We start from the raw sequence: 13,897 nt of genomic DNA, 5'->3' as shown, positions 1-13,897 counted from the left end.
CGAGCGTCAGATGATCGAGAAGCGGCAAGCATCAACGGTCCTGCTGAGGGCCGCTGTGGCATAGGACCGTCTCCACGCTTTGAGGGGATTGACAGGACGGCCGATGACAGGGCGGGCACTGAGAGCGAACGCCATGCGCCAGCCAAGCCTGACAGCGGGCGCTCTGGCGGCGTGGCAGGGCGTGCCCGGGCCTAGCGGCGGCCCTGGTCGCGCAGCGGGTTCGTGACGGACGTGATGCCGGCGCCGCGGCCGTCCGGGGAGGCGTCCCAGCCGAGGTAGGCGGCGTCCGGGTGGGCGTCGTGGAGAGCCTGGCGGGCTCCCAGGGCGAGTTCGTCGCTCATGGCGATGACGAGAGCGCGCGGGGCGAGCCGGCGGGCCGCCTCGGCGCCGTCCTGGCGGGTGTTGCGTGCCACGACGGCGACCGGGACGTCCGCCCAGCTCAGGCCAGCGGCTTCGATGGCGGCGCGGTACCCGCCCAGTCGGGCAGCGGTGACGGGAAACGGCACGTGTGGCGGCAGGTCCGCGCCGGCGCCGCTCAGGGACTCGAGGTCGAGCGGGAACGCGATGACCACGGCGTGCGGCCGTCGCGCAGCCCCGTGGGCGGCGACGGCGCGGGCGGCCTCGTGGTCGTCCTGTGTGACGCAGGTGATGCCCTCGCGGGCCGGGCCACCCTGGACGACGGCGGGCCCGGGGCCCTCCTCGACGCGGTCGGATAGCGGGCTATAGTTCCGCCGCCGTTCTCCGGGCAGACTGCGTAGCAGTCTCACGACATGCTCAGCCCGTCACGGGACCGAAGTATCGATCGCAGCACGGTGGAGCGCCCGATCGTCTCCCAGGTGGTCGTCATCGCCGTCACCGCCGACGATCATCGCGAGTTCCTCGGCCTGATCGTCGGCGAGCAGGCGTTCTGGACCGAGTTCCTGCGTTCCCTGCGCTCGGTGGCCTTGCACGGCGTCCGCCTGGCGACGTTGTCGAGTCCACTGAGGCTGTAAGGGATCGACGCGGGACATGGTGGGCCTGCAGTTGCACCACTCGACCTGACTGGATGGCGAGGCCGGGGCGGGGGTGGCATGCTGAGGCCGGTGAGGATGATCAAAACAGCGGTCACGGTCTTAGCGGTCGTGGCGCTGTTCTTCACCCTGGCCTACGGGTACGCGGCGGTGAATCTGACAATGTGCAAGATACGCGTGGCGCAGCAGCATCCTGTGCTGGAGCGGGACGTGACCCCGTTGCTGACCCGGTTGTTCCCCGCGGACTCGGTCACAGCCATCGACCGTGAGGACAACTGCCAGTTCGAACCGGAACCTGACTTGATTCCCTCACCGAGCGCCAGCGTGGTCGTAACGGTGGCGGGTGTCCAGCACGTGCGGGATGCGCTGGCGGTGATGCAGCGGGAAGGCTGGCGATTTGATGAGCCCTTCGAGGAACTCGATCCGTTCGGCCTGATTCCGGGGCTGACGAAGAAGTTTTCGCACGGCACCATCGATGCGGTCGTTGAGATGATGTCGGACGGCGCCCCTGCGTCCGGCGGTTCCGGGGTGCCCACCTGGGAATTCAAGTTCAGCTATTGATGAGCCTCGAAAGCCCGGTGTGCTGTTGGGTCCCTTTCTTGGCGCCACGCGCCGCGCACCAGCCGCCGCAGCGAGCGCGGTCTGATCAACGCAGGCCGGGACTGGCAACACGTTCGGGGGACTACTCCAGGACGCGGGCCTGTAGAAAGGCGCATTGCGCAATTCCGGGACATGTCCGCGCGGGCGAACCTGCTCGGCATGTCGGTCTGGCCCAGACCGACATGCCGAGCCCGTGCCGGGAAGTCGTCCAGTCGCACGAACCTGAGTGGAGGGACCGGAACGGCCCCGGTCCACATGGATGGACCGGGGCCGTTCGTCGTCACCGGGCTTGGTCTGCCTCTCTTTCGGAGGCTGCGGGTCACAGGCTGCGGGCGGTGATGTCGCCGCTGGAGGTGGTGGCGTGGATGTCGAGTTCGGTGGTGCCGTCGTTCTTGAGGGCGTTGGTGATGCGGCCGTGGCTGGTGCCGGCGTCCAGGGCGGCCGAGACGCCGGCGGCGGCGGCGATCGAGATGTCGCCGGACTGGGTGCGGAGCACGACCTTGCCGCCGGTGGCCTCGGCGATGCGGATGTCGCCCCGTGCGGTGCTGATCTGCGCGGGGCCGCCCAGCCGGCCGACCTCGACGTCGCCGTCGGTCGCGGTGAGGCGCAGGCTCGCGGTCTCCTCCAGCTTGATCTGGCGGTACGCGCCTTCGAAGGAGACGTCGCCGAGGCGGCCGGCGGTCCGGAGTTCGGCGCTGGCCGTCTTGGCCTCGATGCGGGAACCGGTGGGCAGGTTGACCGTCACGTCGATGGATCCGGACGGGCCGAGGTACTGGTTCTTCGCCGTGGCGGTCTCGATCCGCAGGACACCGTCGGCGTATTCGACCGTGGTCTGCTCGGCCGCCTTCACGTCGCGGCTCTTGGAGGCGTTCGTGGGCCGCACCTCGACCGTGGTGTCGGCCTGGTCGGCGGCGATGAACTGGACGCGTCCCGCGGGGATGTCAAGGACGGCGGAGATCGCGGCGGGGGTGTCGAACTTCTGCATGGTGTGCTCCTTGTGCGGCGTTTCTTTCGATGCCCCTACGATCGCCAACCGCTCTGATACCGGGCTGTCGCCGTCCTGACGCCGCCACTGACATACGGCGGAGAGTAGCCAGCCGGGCCCGGCCCGGGGTCTTCCGCAGGGATGAGGAATCTGCGGATAGTTCGCTGGTGCTGGGATTGACCTCGGGGTTGGGGCGGGTCAGCGGCGGCGTCGGGCGGCTCGGAGCTCGGCGTCGGCGACACCGTCCGCGAGAAGCGTGTAGAGCTGGGCGGTCTCGGTTGAGGCGTCGCTTCGGCTCCTACGCCACCGACGACCTGCGCCGCCCACCCGCCCGTTCGATCCCTTTTGAAGGACGCCGACTTCACCAACGTCGACACAGCCGCCTGACCGGGAGCTCGCCCTGCACGGGCAGGATGGCCCAGCGGGACTGATGACCTGCCCGTGCGGGGGTCGACGGGCAGGTACGCGCTCATCGCGGCATATGCGTGCGATCGTCCGGGGTCAGCAGTCAGCGTCTCCAGAACAGCAGGTGAGTGACACCGCTGGGGCTCGGCACTGTCTCGAGGTGGAAGCGGTCGAGCAGGTCGGTGTGGCTTTCCCACAATCGTTCGCCTCGACCGAGGTCGACGGGCGCGACGGCGATGTGCATCGTGTCGACCAGGTCGGCCTCGATGAATTCGCGGACGGTGGCGACTCCGCCGCCGAGGCGCACGTCCCGGCCGTCGGCGGCCTCCTTCGCACGTGCCAGCACCTCGGCCGGTGTCGCGTTGAGGAAATGGAAGGTGGTGTCGGCCAGGGCGAAGGACGGGCGTTCGTGGTGGGTGAGCACGAAGACCGGTGTATGGAACGGCGGGTTGTCGCCCCACCATCCCTGCCACTCATGGTTCTCCCAGGGGCCACGCTGGGGACCGAACTTGTTACGCCCCATGATCTCCGCCCCTATGTTGCGAGTGTGATCGCGGGTCATGAGGTCGTCCAGGCCGCGAGTGCCACCGGGGTCGGTGCGGTTCACCCAGCTGGCGGTGGCGCCCGCCCAGGACCAAAACGGGGTGGGGTCCGCGTGGCCGAAGGGCCGGTCCAGGCTCTGCCCCTCACCGGCGCCGAACCCGTCCCGCGACACGTTGAAGCAGTGCACCCTCAACAGCTGCGACATGCATCCTCCTTAGGAGACTTCTGACGGAACGCCCAGGCCAGGCGCCCCCTTCGGGAGATAGTCGGAACAGTGGGGAGATTCTTGCGGTCCAGTGCCGCAAGAATGCGGCACCGGCGTCGACTCCGTGGGGAGCTCCTGGGCGGTGGGCGCCGAGTGACGCGAGTCCCGCTTGGGGGGTGCCGCACAAGTACGCCCGATCGGGGCAGTGGTTTTCGTCGACCACCGCGGAGAGCTCGGACTGATCCGCTTCGCCCGGCCTCCACTGCCATGGGTTTGTTCGCCGGCGGCTGGGATCTGCTCAGGCTGATAACCCGGGAACGGTATGAGCCGCACCGCATGGGTTCGCCGGGGACGCCGTGAAGAAGTACATGAAGGAGCTCACACTCCGGCAAAAGAGGCTCGACCAGGGTTAGTGGCGCTGAGCCGTTATTCGGCCTGTCGCTAAGGTCGGCTTCACCATTCTTGCCCGTGACCGGCACGTCCGGGCGCGCAGCTCGTCAACGATCGCTGACCGATATCGTGAATTCCACAGCGGCGGCCCCCCGACCTCGTGATCGCGCCGGCGGCGGCCGCCGCGATGGTGGAGTTGCGGGTCGCTGGGTACTTCTGGGGGTCTCCGCAGCAATCGCGGAAAATCCAACAGATATGAGTCTTACCTTCATGGATGGAGGCTTGGCTGGCCGGGCGGTGACCGTGTTCCCCGAGGCGCCTTTGCAGGTCGGGAGCAACATCGTTGGATTCACAGCCATTACTACCGGGACCCCTCACGACACGCGCCCAGGACCGGAGGTCGAGGCCGGGGTGTAGGGGGAGACTGAGCTCATGTTTCCGGAGACTCCCGCTGCCGCGGCGGCGCTGTCGGTGGCCAGGCGTTTCTACTCACCCGCGCTGCTCAACCACTGCGTCCGGTCCTACCTTTGGGGAGCGATGTACGGCGCAGCGCACCGCATCGCCTACGACGATGAGTTGTACTACGTCTCGGCGTTGCTCCACGACATCGCACTGACGGAGGCGTTCGACAGCCAGGCAGTGCCGTTCGAGGAGGCGGGAGGCCAGTTGGCCTGGGTCTTCGGTACGGTGGCCGGCTGGCCGACGGAGCGAGCTGCCAGGGCTGAGAAGATCATCGTGCGGCACATGCGCGACGATGTGTCCGCGGCCACCGACCCTGAGGCACACCTGCTGCAGGTCGCCTCAAGCTGGGAGGTCGTCGGGCGGCATGCCGAGCAATTCTCGGCGGACGCACGGGCAGAGATGCTTGCCCGCTATCCCCGGTTGGGATTTGGCAGGGATTTCCTGGCGTCCTTCGAGGACCAGGCGAGGCGCAAGCCGGACAGCGCCGCCGCCGTCTCGGTCCACAACGACCTCGCCAGGCGAATGGCCGCCAACCCCCTCGAAGGCCCTTCACTCTCCTGACCCAGTCCGACGTGGGGGATGCGAGGGGGTTTCTGTGCACGGCCTCGCGCGCGCCTGCGCGTACAGAGGGGAGGTCCACGCGCATCTTCCTTGACCGCGCACGGATCTGTCGCCTCCCAAGGCACGTCCCTTCAGGAGGCGTTGTCGACGGCCGCGCGGTATGCGGGAGAGCCGTGTCGGCGGGGGCCGTCGTTGAGGGGCTCCCAGCAGGAGGCGCACGGCACCCACGCCACCGCATCGAGCTGGCCGACGTCGGTGTCAACGACGACGTCTTGCACGCCGCTTGCCGGGTCGGCGGTGTGGACCAGGGCGTTGACCACGGGTCCGGTGTAGGCGACCTGCAGGAAGGAGGACTTGCAGCCGGGGCGGACCTGCACCCGCTTGGTCGCCGGCAACCGCTCGCCCAGGCCTTCTCCTGTGCGCGCTGCTCGCGTTCGGCTTCCTGCTCGGCAAGGTGGCGCTGCACCACACCGCGGCGGCCTCGACCGGCAGCGGCACGGCCCCGTTGCGGCGCGGGCCGCGTCGGGTGAGCGTGACCGGCTCGCCGCCGTCGGCCGCTTCGATGAGTTCGGCCAGGCGGGCGCGGGCGTCCCGGGTCCGATCTTCTTCGTGATCCGCATTGTGTACACAACCCGGCGTGGGCCGGACGGGAACTCATGCTCCGCCTGGGGCTCCCGCTGGACTGCCCGGGGAAGTCCTTTGTGTACACGACCGAACGCCGTTCATGATCGTTTTACGCTAGGGCAGGCGGTCCGGCGTGCTTGGTCATGAGGTCGGCCGGCCGGTCCTGCAGGGGGCGCGCATCACGGTGGCGGGCCGGTCGTCGGCCGCAGGCGCTGCGCCGATGGCGCGGGCCTGGTCCACGATCTCCGCCCGGCGGACCCGCAGGGCGGCATAGTGACCCGTACGCGTCGTGGGGTGGTCATCGATAGTGCGCAGCTGCGATGACTGGAAAAGCTCCTTCCCTTCCCACGACTCAATCCACTCCTCCTCCCGCCCGCGCGATGTGGGTGAGGGAGAACTCACCGTTGACATATGGTCCTTCCCCCTTCCACTGGCGCCCCAGCTCCCGAAAGCGCAGAGCACACTGCTCCAGCGCGGCAGGCGCTTTGACCTCCTGCTCGACCACAAGAGCCGCCCACGAGGCGGCGACATCGGTGAAACCCGTGTCGAGCTCACCCTGCCAGGCGTGGAGGATCTTGATCCGGGGATGGTTGTCCAGGTCGCCGCAGACCTTGCGCCAGCCGGCCTCGTACGCCGTCAGTTCCGTCATCACGTACCGTCCAAACTCGAAGACACTGCCACCAGACTCGCCGGGCGCGTCGCGGCACGGACACTGACACCTCTCAGGCCATCAGGAAGGAATACAGGTCACTCGATCATTGGCCCCTGCCAGTGCCCCCTCTAGTTACTGGCGATCTGTGCGCAGGGCGCGACCTGCCCTTCCGCCAGTTCGAAGCCGATCGCCGAGCCTGAACTGGAATCGGTGGGATCGTTGAACGTCGCCGTGGCGACCAGGGTCTGGCCGGGCTCGATCGACTCGGGGTGCAGCGTGAAGGTCGTCTTCCCGTCCGGGTCCGTGCCCGCTTGGACGACACGGCTGACCGAGTCGCCCAGATACCGGGCGCGCGGTTCCTGGCAGTGCTTGCCCTCCGGCACGTAGTCCACGACAGCGGCAACCCCCAGTTGCCGCAGGTCCTCCTCCAGCTTCTCCGCCTCCGTGAACTGGTTGATCGTGATCGTGATCGTGCCGTTGGCGTTCTTGGACAGGAGGTAGGCCGCGTGCGCGGGGTTCTCGGAGCCGGTCGCCAACGGGACGACGATCGCGGCGGACAGGGCGAGCCCGGCGGCGACAAGGCCGATCCTCAGCCTTCGACCGGAAAGGGATTTGATCCAGCCGGCGAGTGGAGACGCCGGCGACGGCGCGGACCGTGGGGCTGTTCCGGCCTTGCTCCCGCTGTCGGCAGCGCGTTCGGCCGTTGCCTCAGCCAGCAATGCGGCCCTTGTCTGTGCGTGAGCGTGCGCGGACACGGGCGGTACGTCCGCCTCCATGCCGTTCAGCAGGCTGATCTCATCCATGGTGGTCGCTCCGTTCGTCGTTGGTGATGGAGAGGGCAGTGCGCAGCCGGAGCCGGGCCCGGTGGATACGCGATCGGACCGTCCCGACGGGAACGTGCAGGGCGACGGCGATCTCCTCATAGGCCAGTCCGGCCCAGGCGAAGAGCAACAGTGCGTCGCGATCGCCGTCCGCCAGCCCCTCGAGTACTCCGGCCATCAGCCGGAAGGCGCTCTCCGCGTCGACCCGCGCGGCCACCTGATCGGTTGGCGACGGCGCTGAGGGGTCCGCGCCGATGCGTGCCAGCGCGGCCCATCGCCTGGTCTCGGACCGTTGGTGCATGCGCAGCAGATTGGTCGCGATGCCTAGGAGCCATGGCAGCGCGCCGGTGGTGCTTCTGCTCGCGTCGAACCGATCACGCTGTCTGAACGCCGCGAGGAAGGTCTCGGACATCAGGTCGTCAGCGTCGGTCGGTCCCACGCGGCGGGCCAGGTAGCGGTGTACGTGGCCGCCGTAACGGTCGAAAACGAGAGCGAAGGCCTCTGGTTCGAGAAGCGATCGGTCGATCAGCGACGTGTCACTTCTCGCTGTCCCGCTGTCCCGTGAGGTTGATCGATCCATCATGGTCACATCAACTGTTTGCCACTGGACGGGATCCGGTTCGCGGGCCCGTCATCAGCGGGATGGCTTCACCATTTCCTCAGGCGGAAGGTTCTCGGCGTAGGCGTCGGCCACGATGTCCGGATCGTTGGCGCCGCATACCTCGCAGGTGCGGATGTGGTTGGCCATGGCCAGGCCCCAGGGCGCCGCGGGCGAGCCGGGCCGAAGCACTGGCTTTTCAAGCCGAATGCGAGGAGCGTTTCAGGCGCCCGCCGGTCCGCTGTAGTCGGTGGCGGCATAAACCTGCAGGAGCCTCTCGACTCCGCGCAGGAAGGTCTCGCAGATCAGCGCCGGGTCGAACAGGCAGCCGGCGGCCATGGCGCCGTCGCGCATCATCACGAAGTGGCGGGCGGCGGGCTCGGCTCCGGTCTCCTGGATCTTGGCCAGCAGCTCCGTCACGGTTTCCAGGAACCATTGGCGGTGGGCGAGCACGGCCTTGTGCACCGGGGACTCGGGGTCGGGATATTCGGCGGCAGCGTTGAGGAAGGCACATCCCCGGAAGCCGGGGGACTGGATGCCTTGGGCGATGGACTTGCTGAGGGCCCCGATGGTGTCGGCGGCCGGTAGTCCGGCGGCGACGGCCTCGTCCGCCTGACCCCGCATGGCTCGGTCGACCTCGTTCAGGTAGGCGAGGACAAGGTCCTCCTTGCCCGGGAAGTGCCGGTAGAGGGTGGCCCGCGTCACCTGCGCTTCGGCGACGATGCGATCGATGCCGACGGCGTGGATGCCCTCCGCGTAGAAGAGCCGGGTGGCCGTGTTGAGCAGCCGGGACCGCGCTTCGGACGGCCGGCCTTCGGATTGGCTGGGCATACCGGCATCCTAGCGGATAGAACGTTCGGTCTTGACAGCCTGCGCCGCACGTTGCCATGCTGAGCCGCGACAGAACGTTCGGTCTACCTCCGGGAGGTCCAGCAGCGGCTCGTCGTATTCACGTACGCCAGTGGCTGCCGCGACCAGGGACGTCACACAGCGCCATCCGCCGGCACGAGCGAGGCGGCGGCCTGGCAGACCATCCCGTCCTGGTAAGGACCAGGCCATCGCTGGTCGCCCACCTGATCGAAAAGGCCGACCACGGGCCGCGCTGAACCCCTCTCCACATCGCTCATCCACCGAAAGGATCATCATGAGCACTATTGGTGCTTCGCCCGGTATCTCCGCGACCGCGTCCGCGCTGCGGCGGCTGTACTTCGTCCGGTTCGCGTTCGCCATCGTCTGGGCCCTCGCGATGTTCACGACCGCCTCGACCCTGGGTCCGCTCGCGGTCACCCTGCTCGTGCTCTACCCGCTGTTCGACGTGGCCGCCGCCATCATCGACGCCCGCGCGTCGCGCACCACCGGATCACCTGCCCTGCTGTACGTCAACATCGCGGTCAGCCTGATCACCGCCATCGGCGTGGCCATCGCCTGCGCGTCCGGTATCCCGGCTGTGCTGCGCGTGTGGGGCGCCTGGGCGGTCGTGGCCGGGCTGGTCCAGCTGATCGTAGGCGTCACCCGCCGCAAGATGGGCGGCCAGTGGCCGATGATCATCAGCGGCGGCATCTCCGTACTCGCCGGTGCCTCCTTCATCGTCGGCGCCTCCGCGGCTGGCCCGACGCTGACCAACGCGGCCGGCTACGCCATCCCCGGCGGCATCTTCTTCCTCATCTCGGCCTTCCGTCTCGGCCGCGCCGCGAAGGGAAACTGACATGGGCAGCAACACTTACGACGTCGTCGTCATCGGGGCCGGCCCGGTCGGGGAGAACGTCGCCGACCGGGTGGTGCAGGGCAGGCTCAGCGCCGCCATCGTCGAGCGCGAACTCGTCGGTAAGGAATGCTCCTACTGGGCCTGCATGCCGACCAAGGCGTTGCGGGCGGCGCGCCAGGTACAGCGAGCGCGCGAGGCGGTGACCGGCGACGACGGCGTCCCGGTCACGTTGACGGCCCGGCATGCGTGGTCATCGCGACCGGAAGCGGCGCGCTGCTGAGGTTGTGCAGCGCCCGGGCGAGCCCGTCGAGATGCGCCTCGGTATGGGTGGCCGCCGGACGGGTGGAGAGTTCCACCGCGACGGGGAGCGCCTCGAGGAAGTCGCCCAGCTCCGCGTGGCGCGTGGTCAGGTTGTCGAGCGCCAGAGCCGGCCCGACAGTTTGGCCAGCCAGCTCTCGACGGCGGCCGCGATGACCAGGGGCTGGTCCTCCGGCGTGTGATGCCCGGCGACCTCCTCGTGCTCCACGATCTCCAGTGCGGCCACGTTCTTCGCGCACCAGGCGACGGTCTCCGCCGTCCACATCGTGCCGACGCCGGGACGGAAGCCGATCATCAGCTTCGGCACCTCGACACTGGTCGCCAGCCACCGGTCGAACGCCTCGATCCTGGCCACGACATCGGCCGGCTCCCCGCCCAGCGGCAACGAGCGCGCCCAGCGCAGCTGCGGCAGGCGGCTCTCCCTGGTCGGGTACGGCTGCGTGTACGCGGCCATGTCCTCCTCGGTGAGCGGGGTGGTGACAGTGGTGGGGAGGCCCTGCCTGAGGAAGGCGTCGTCGTCGAGGATCATGGACTCGCCCACGCCCTCGGTCTTGATCGCCCGGAACAGGTCGCGACCGTCCTCGGGGAGCTCGTCCCAGCTCATCGGTTTGACGATGGCCTCGGTGAAGGCGATTCCGCGGACCCGGTCCGGGTGGCGGGAGGCCCAGTCGAAGGCCAGCGCGCCGCCCCAGTCGTGGCCGACGAGCACCACGTCGTCGAGGTCGAGGGCGTCGAACCAGGCGTCCAGGTAGCGGGCGTGGTCGGCGAAGGTGTAGTCGATGGCGGGTTTGCCCGACTCGCCCATGCCGATCAGGTCGGGGGCCAGGAGACGGCCGTGCCCGAGGGCGGGCATGACGTTGCGCCACAGGTAGGAGGAGGTGGGGTTGCCGTGCAGGAAGACGATCGGCGCGCCGGCGCCGAGCTCCCGGTAGTGCATGGTGGAGTCGAGTACGTTCTGGAAGGGCATGTCGGATCCGTTCAGGTGTTGAGTGTCATGGTGCGGTCCACCGCGATCTCGATCACGACCCGGCCGGGCGGCGCGGGCGGCGGCGAACCGTAGCGTCGGAAGTAGCGGCGGGCAGCCTCGGCCACCCGGCGCGGATCGTCGGACACCGTTGCGGTGCCCTCGAGGGTGACCCAGCGGAACCCGTCGACCTGGCAGAGCGCGGCGCGGCCGCCCCGTACCAGGTTGCGGACCTTGCGCGAGGCGGCGACGGTGAGCACGCGGGCCGTTCCCGCGTCGCCGTCCCAGGTGAAGCGCACCGCCACCACGTGCGGGGAGCCGTCGGGCCGCAGAGTCGTCAGCGTGGCCACGCGGGGTTCGGCCAGGAAGGACTCAGCCGAGCCGGTCATGGCGTGCGCTCCGAGGCTCATGGTGGTGCGATCAGCGGAAGGCGGCGACATTGCGGGCGGCCCAGTCGGCGAAGGAACGCGGGGCCCGTCCCAGGACCCGCGTCACGTCCGGGCTGACCTGTTGCTCGGCAGGGGTCGGCGTGCCGAGGATGGCGAGGGTGCCCTCCACGATGGGTTCCGGCATGAACCGTGACATCTGTCCGCGTGCCTCCTCCCGGGTCTGCTCCGCGAACCGCACCTCCGCGCCCAGCGCCGCCCCGATCGCCGCGGCACGGTCGCGCGGGGTGAGCGCTCGCGGCCCGGTGATCGTGTACGTACGTCCCGCGTGCCCGCCTTCCCGCAGCGCCACGGCCGCGACCTCGGCGATGTCGGCCGGGTCGACGGTCGGCAGCGCGACGTCGCCGAACGGCGCGGCGGCCGTACGGTGTGCGCGGATCGGCTCGGCCCAGGCCAGGGCGTTGGAGTGGAAGCCGCCCGGCCGCAGGATCGTCCACTCCAACCCCGACCCGCGGACGGCCTCCTCGAAGGCCGCCGGGTGGCCGTACACCTCCGGCCGGGTCCCGGCGCCCTGAGAGGACAGCAGGACCACACGACCGATCCCGCCCGCCTCGGCGGCCTCCAGGATCGCCTGCGGTTCCTGCCCGGCGACGAGCAGGAACAACGCGTCGGCGCCGTCGAAGGCGGCTTTCAAACCGGCGGGCTCGCCCAGGTCGGCCGCATGGTGCCGGACGCCATCGGGAAGCGGCGCGGGTCGCCGGGAGACCGCGGTGACCTGCTCGCCCGCGGCGGCGAGCAACCGGACCAGCTCTCCACCCACCTTGCCCGTCGCACCTGTGACAACGATCATGGCTCTGTCTCGCTTCGTTAGTTAGTTGACTGACTCAGTTACGAGACCATAGCGGCCGACGAGGTGCTTGTCCATAGTTAGTTACGTGACTAACTCAGACCGGCCGCTCATAGACCGCGCGCCCGGTGGGCGAAGCGCGCTATGGTGCGGCGATGATCAAGGTTCGGGCATTACGTGTCGCGTTTGCGTTGGTGCTCGTCGGGGCCTGTGCCACGGGCGGCGGGGCCGTGCTCGCCGGCACCCGCGTCGTCACCTGCAGTTACATGTGGGGCGGCGGCATGTCGCTCGACTGCGGCGATCCCCAGGCGGAGGCCGCGATGCGTGCCCGGATGCTCACCGCCAAGCAGGCGCGCGAGGTGGGCTGCCCCGATCTGGTGGAGGCGGAGCCCGCGCCCTCGGGCGAACCCGGCCCCACGTACTTCGTGAACATGGACCCGCCGTCCGAACCCCCTGTTCCTGCGAGGGCCACCGACCCGGCCGTGACCGCGCGCGTGAACGCCGCCTGGGACACGATCGAGCGCTGGCTGGGCGCTCACGCCTCCGCGACGCTGCGCAAGCTCTCCTTTCCGGCCTCTCCGCGCGACGTCGACAGCTGGGAACGCTACTTCCGCATCAAAACCCCTGACGCGCTGTATGCGTCGCTGATGCGGCACGACGGCGCCGACGGCAACTTCGGCGCGGGTTTCCAGCTGCCCCTCGACATCGGCCTGGCCACATTGTCGAGCTACTCCAGCTTGCACAGCTACAACTGCATCGACCTGATCATGGCGGGGTCGCAGGAGGACGCCGACCCCGATGACGGGTTCTGGCACGGGAGCCTGCTGCCGTTCGCGTCCGCCGGCGGGGGCGAGGAATTGTTCATCGACCCGCGAACGGGCCGGGTGGGTCAGAAGAGCGGCGGCCGGCGCATCCGCTACGACGGCCCGATGAGCTGGCCGTCGTACCTGGACCTGCTGGAAGGCGTGGCGGCCGCACTGGCATCCGGCGGGCCACTGCGCGAGTGGTATCCCACGGTCACCGCGGGCTGCGAGCTGCGCTGGGCGGACAAGCCCGCCGCGTCGCTGCCACCGAACTGCGCGGGCGCCCCGCGCCCTTCGCCCACACCCACCCCGACACCCACCCCGACGCCGCCGAGCAAGGCCGAACTCGAGGCCACCGGCTGCATCCCGCCCAAGACGAGGCCGGTCGTCCGCCACCCCGGCCCTGCCGTGACCGCCCGGGTGAACGCCGTGTGGCGGCGCATCGAGCGGTGGCTGGCCAGGAAGGCCCCTGCCGAGTACAAGAAGCTGGGCGGGCCCGCCAAGCCCATCGAGATCGCCCGCGCCGAGGCGGCCATGGGCCTGCGATTCCCCGACGACCTGCGCGCTTCGCTGCTGCGGCACGACGGAGGTGAGTTCCAGGTCTCGCCGTTCTACCGGCTGACGCCCGCCCGACGCTTGCACGAGGAGTGGAAGGTCAACTGCGACGTCATGCTGCAGAGCGAGGACTTGTCCGGCTACTGGTGGCACGGCCACGTCATCCCGTTCGCAGCCAATTACAGCGGGGACAACCTGTTCATCGACACCCGAACCGGGCAGGTCGGCGAGTTCTTCCATGAGGAAGGACTGCGGACCGGCCAGTGGCCGTCGTACCTGACCCTGCTCCGGGCCACCGCGCGGGCGCTGGAGACCGGCAAGCCCATCAACGGTCAGCGGCCGGTCGTCACCGACGGCCGCCTTGACTGGGAATGAACGCGATGATCGCGATGGTGCCGTCGCAGGCCGACATCGACCGGCTCGCCGTCGACGGCGAGCCGGCCCGACGACCTGCACACGACGG

General features: G+C 69.2%; 17 protein-coding genes and 1 pseudogene. 6 read left to right on the top strand and 12 right to left on the bottom strand.

Annotated features, from left to right (window positions below):
- Positions 1 to 191 precede the first annotated feature (191 nt).
- Positions 192 to 767 carry a hypothetical protein gene (locus tag ACIBI9_RS66090; protein ID WP_397239034.1) on the bottom strand — a complete coding sequence of 192 codons (576 nt, stop codon included), beginning with the start codon at positions 765 to 767 and terminating at the stop codon, positions 192 to 194.
- 45 nt (positions 768 to 812) lie between these two features.
- Here ACIBI9_RS66090 and ACIBI9_RS66085 point away from each other — a divergent pair, with 45 nt between their 5' ends.
- Positions 813 to 992: a transposase gene (locus tag ACIBI9_RS66085; RefSeq protein WP_397239032.1), complete on the top strand. Its 180-nt coding sequence runs from the start codon at positions 813 to 815 to the stop codon at positions 990 to 992.
- A gap of 90 nt (positions 993 to 1,082) precedes the next feature.
- On the top strand, positions 1,083 to 1,571 hold the full coding sequence (locus ACIBI9_RS66080; RefSeq protein WP_397239030.1) for a hypothetical protein: 489 nt from the start codon (positions 1,083 to 1,085) through the stop codon (positions 1,569 to 1,571).
- A 358-nt stretch (positions 1,572 to 1,929) separates the two neighbouring features.
- Here ACIBI9_RS66080 and ACIBI9_RS66075 read toward each other — a convergent pair whose 3' ends face one another.
- Together ACIBI9_RS66075 and ACIBI9_RS66070 are read right to left on the bottom strand one after the other, a co-directional pair.
- Positions 1,930 to 2,595: a DUF4097 family beta strand repeat-containing protein gene (locus ACIBI9_RS66075; RefSeq protein WP_397239028.1), complete on the bottom strand. Its 666-nt coding sequence runs from the start codon at positions 2,593 to 2,595 to the stop codon at positions 1,930 to 1,932.
- Positions 2,596 to 3,103: 508 nt separating this feature from the next.
- The gene (locus ACIBI9_RS66070; protein WP_397239026.1) at positions 3,104 to 3,748 is read right to left on the bottom strand and encodes a dihydrofolate reductase family protein; all 645 of its coding nucleotides are present in this window, start codon (positions 3,746 to 3,748) and stop codon (positions 3,104 to 3,106) included.
- Positions 3,749 to 4,570: 822 nt separating this feature from the next.
- Between ACIBI9_RS66070 and ACIBI9_RS66065 the strand changes: the two genes are divergently transcribed.
- Complete coding sequence (locus tag ACIBI9_RS66065; RefSeq protein WP_397239024.1) at positions 4,571 to 5,161, top strand: cyanamide hydratase; 591 nt, start codon at positions 4,571 to 4,573, stop codon at positions 5,159 to 5,161.
- A gap of 131 nt (positions 5,162 to 5,292) precedes the next feature.
- On the opposite strand, the gene ACIBI9_RS66060 is transcribed toward ACIBI9_RS66065, so the two are convergent.
- The 6 genes and pseudogenes from ACIBI9_RS66060 to ACIBI9_RS66035 form a co-directional block, all read right to left on the bottom strand.
- Entirely contained in the window at positions 5,293 to 5,556 is a 264-nt protein-coding gene (locus ACIBI9_RS66060; protein WP_397239022.1) for a hypothetical protein, read from the bottom strand.
- A gap of 130 nt (positions 5,557 to 5,686) precedes the next feature.
- Positions 5,687 to 5,743: pseudogene (locus ACIBI9_RS66055) on the bottom strand (hypothetical protein); the annotation flags it as partial.
- A 394-nt stretch (positions 5,744 to 6,137) separates the two neighbouring features.
- On the bottom strand, positions 6,138 to 6,434 hold the full coding sequence (locus ACIBI9_RS66050; RefSeq protein ID WP_397239020.1) for a hypothetical protein: 297 nt from the start codon (positions 6,432 to 6,434) through the stop codon (positions 6,138 to 6,140).
- A 131-nt stretch (positions 6,435 to 6,565) separates the two neighbouring features.
- Positions 6,566 to 7,240 (bottom strand): hypothetical protein, encoded by a 675-nt coding sequence (locus tag ACIBI9_RS66045; RefSeq protein WP_397239018.1) that lies wholly within the window; start codon positions 7,238 to 7,240, stop codon positions 6,566 to 6,568.
- Positions 7,233 to 7,838: an RNA polymerase sigma factor gene (locus ACIBI9_RS66040; protein WP_397239036.1), complete on the bottom strand. Its 606-nt coding sequence runs from the start codon at positions 7,836 to 7,838 to the stop codon at positions 7,233 to 7,235. The genes ACIBI9_RS66045 and ACIBI9_RS66040 overlap by 8 nt, the downstream gene beginning before the upstream one ends.
- Positions 7,839 to 8,078: 240 nt before the next feature.
- Entirely contained in the window at positions 8,079 to 8,687 is a 609-nt protein-coding gene (locus ACIBI9_RS66035; RefSeq protein WP_397239016.1) for a TetR/AcrR family transcriptional regulator, read from the bottom strand.
- Positions 8,688 to 9,000: 313 nt separating this feature from the next.
- Between ACIBI9_RS66035 and ACIBI9_RS66030 the strand changes: the two genes are divergently transcribed.
- Complete coding sequence (locus tag ACIBI9_RS66030) at positions 9,001 to 9,561, top strand: hypothetical protein (RefSeq protein WP_397239014.1); 561 nt, start codon at positions 9,001 to 9,003, stop codon at positions 9,559 to 9,561.
- A 1-nt stretch (position 9,562) separates the two neighbouring features.
- Positions 9,563 to 9,841, top strand: coding sequence for an FAD-dependent oxidoreductase (locus ACIBI9_RS66025; RefSeq protein ID WP_397239012.1), 279 nt, complete (start codon positions 9,563 to 9,565; stop codon positions 9,839 to 9,841).
- Positions 9,842 to 9,967: 126 nt separating this feature from the next.
- Here the strand turns inward: ACIBI9_RS66025 and ACIBI9_RS66020 are convergent, their stop codons facing one another.
- The 3 genes from ACIBI9_RS66020 to ACIBI9_RS66010 are packed head-to-tail and all read right to left on the bottom strand — an operon-like array spanning position 9,968 to position 12,079.
- On the bottom strand, positions 9,968 to 10,846 hold the full coding sequence (locus tag ACIBI9_RS66020; protein WP_397239010.1) for a haloalkane dehalogenase: 879 nt from the start codon (positions 10,844 to 10,846) through the stop codon (positions 9,968 to 9,970).
- A gap of 11 nt (positions 10,847 to 10,857) precedes the next feature.
- Positions 10,858 to 11,253, bottom strand: coding sequence for a pyridoxamine 5'-phosphate oxidase family protein (locus ACIBI9_RS66015; protein WP_397239008.1), 396 nt, complete (start codon positions 11,251 to 11,253; stop codon positions 10,858 to 10,860).
- A 10-nt stretch (positions 11,254 to 11,263) separates the two neighbouring features.
- Positions 11,264 to 12,079 (bottom strand): SDR family oxidoreductase, encoded by an 816-nt coding sequence (locus tag ACIBI9_RS66010; protein ID WP_397239006.1) that lies wholly within the window; start codon positions 12,077 to 12,079, stop codon positions 11,264 to 11,266.
- Between the two features lie 152 nt (positions 12,080 to 12,231).
- On the opposite strand from ACIBI9_RS66010, the gene ACIBI9_RS66005 reads away from it, so the two are divergent.
- Entirely contained in the window at positions 12,232 to 13,809 is a 1,578-nt protein-coding gene (locus tag ACIBI9_RS66005) for an SMI1/KNR4 family protein (protein WP_397239004.1), read from the top strand.
- Positions 13,810 to 13,897: the final 88 nt, after the last annotated feature.

The sequence above is a fragment of the Nonomuraea sp. NPDC050451 genome (assembly GCF_044458585.1).
Note: the sequence above shows the minus strand (reverse complement) of the source record. Positions and strands in the feature narration are given on the sequence as shown.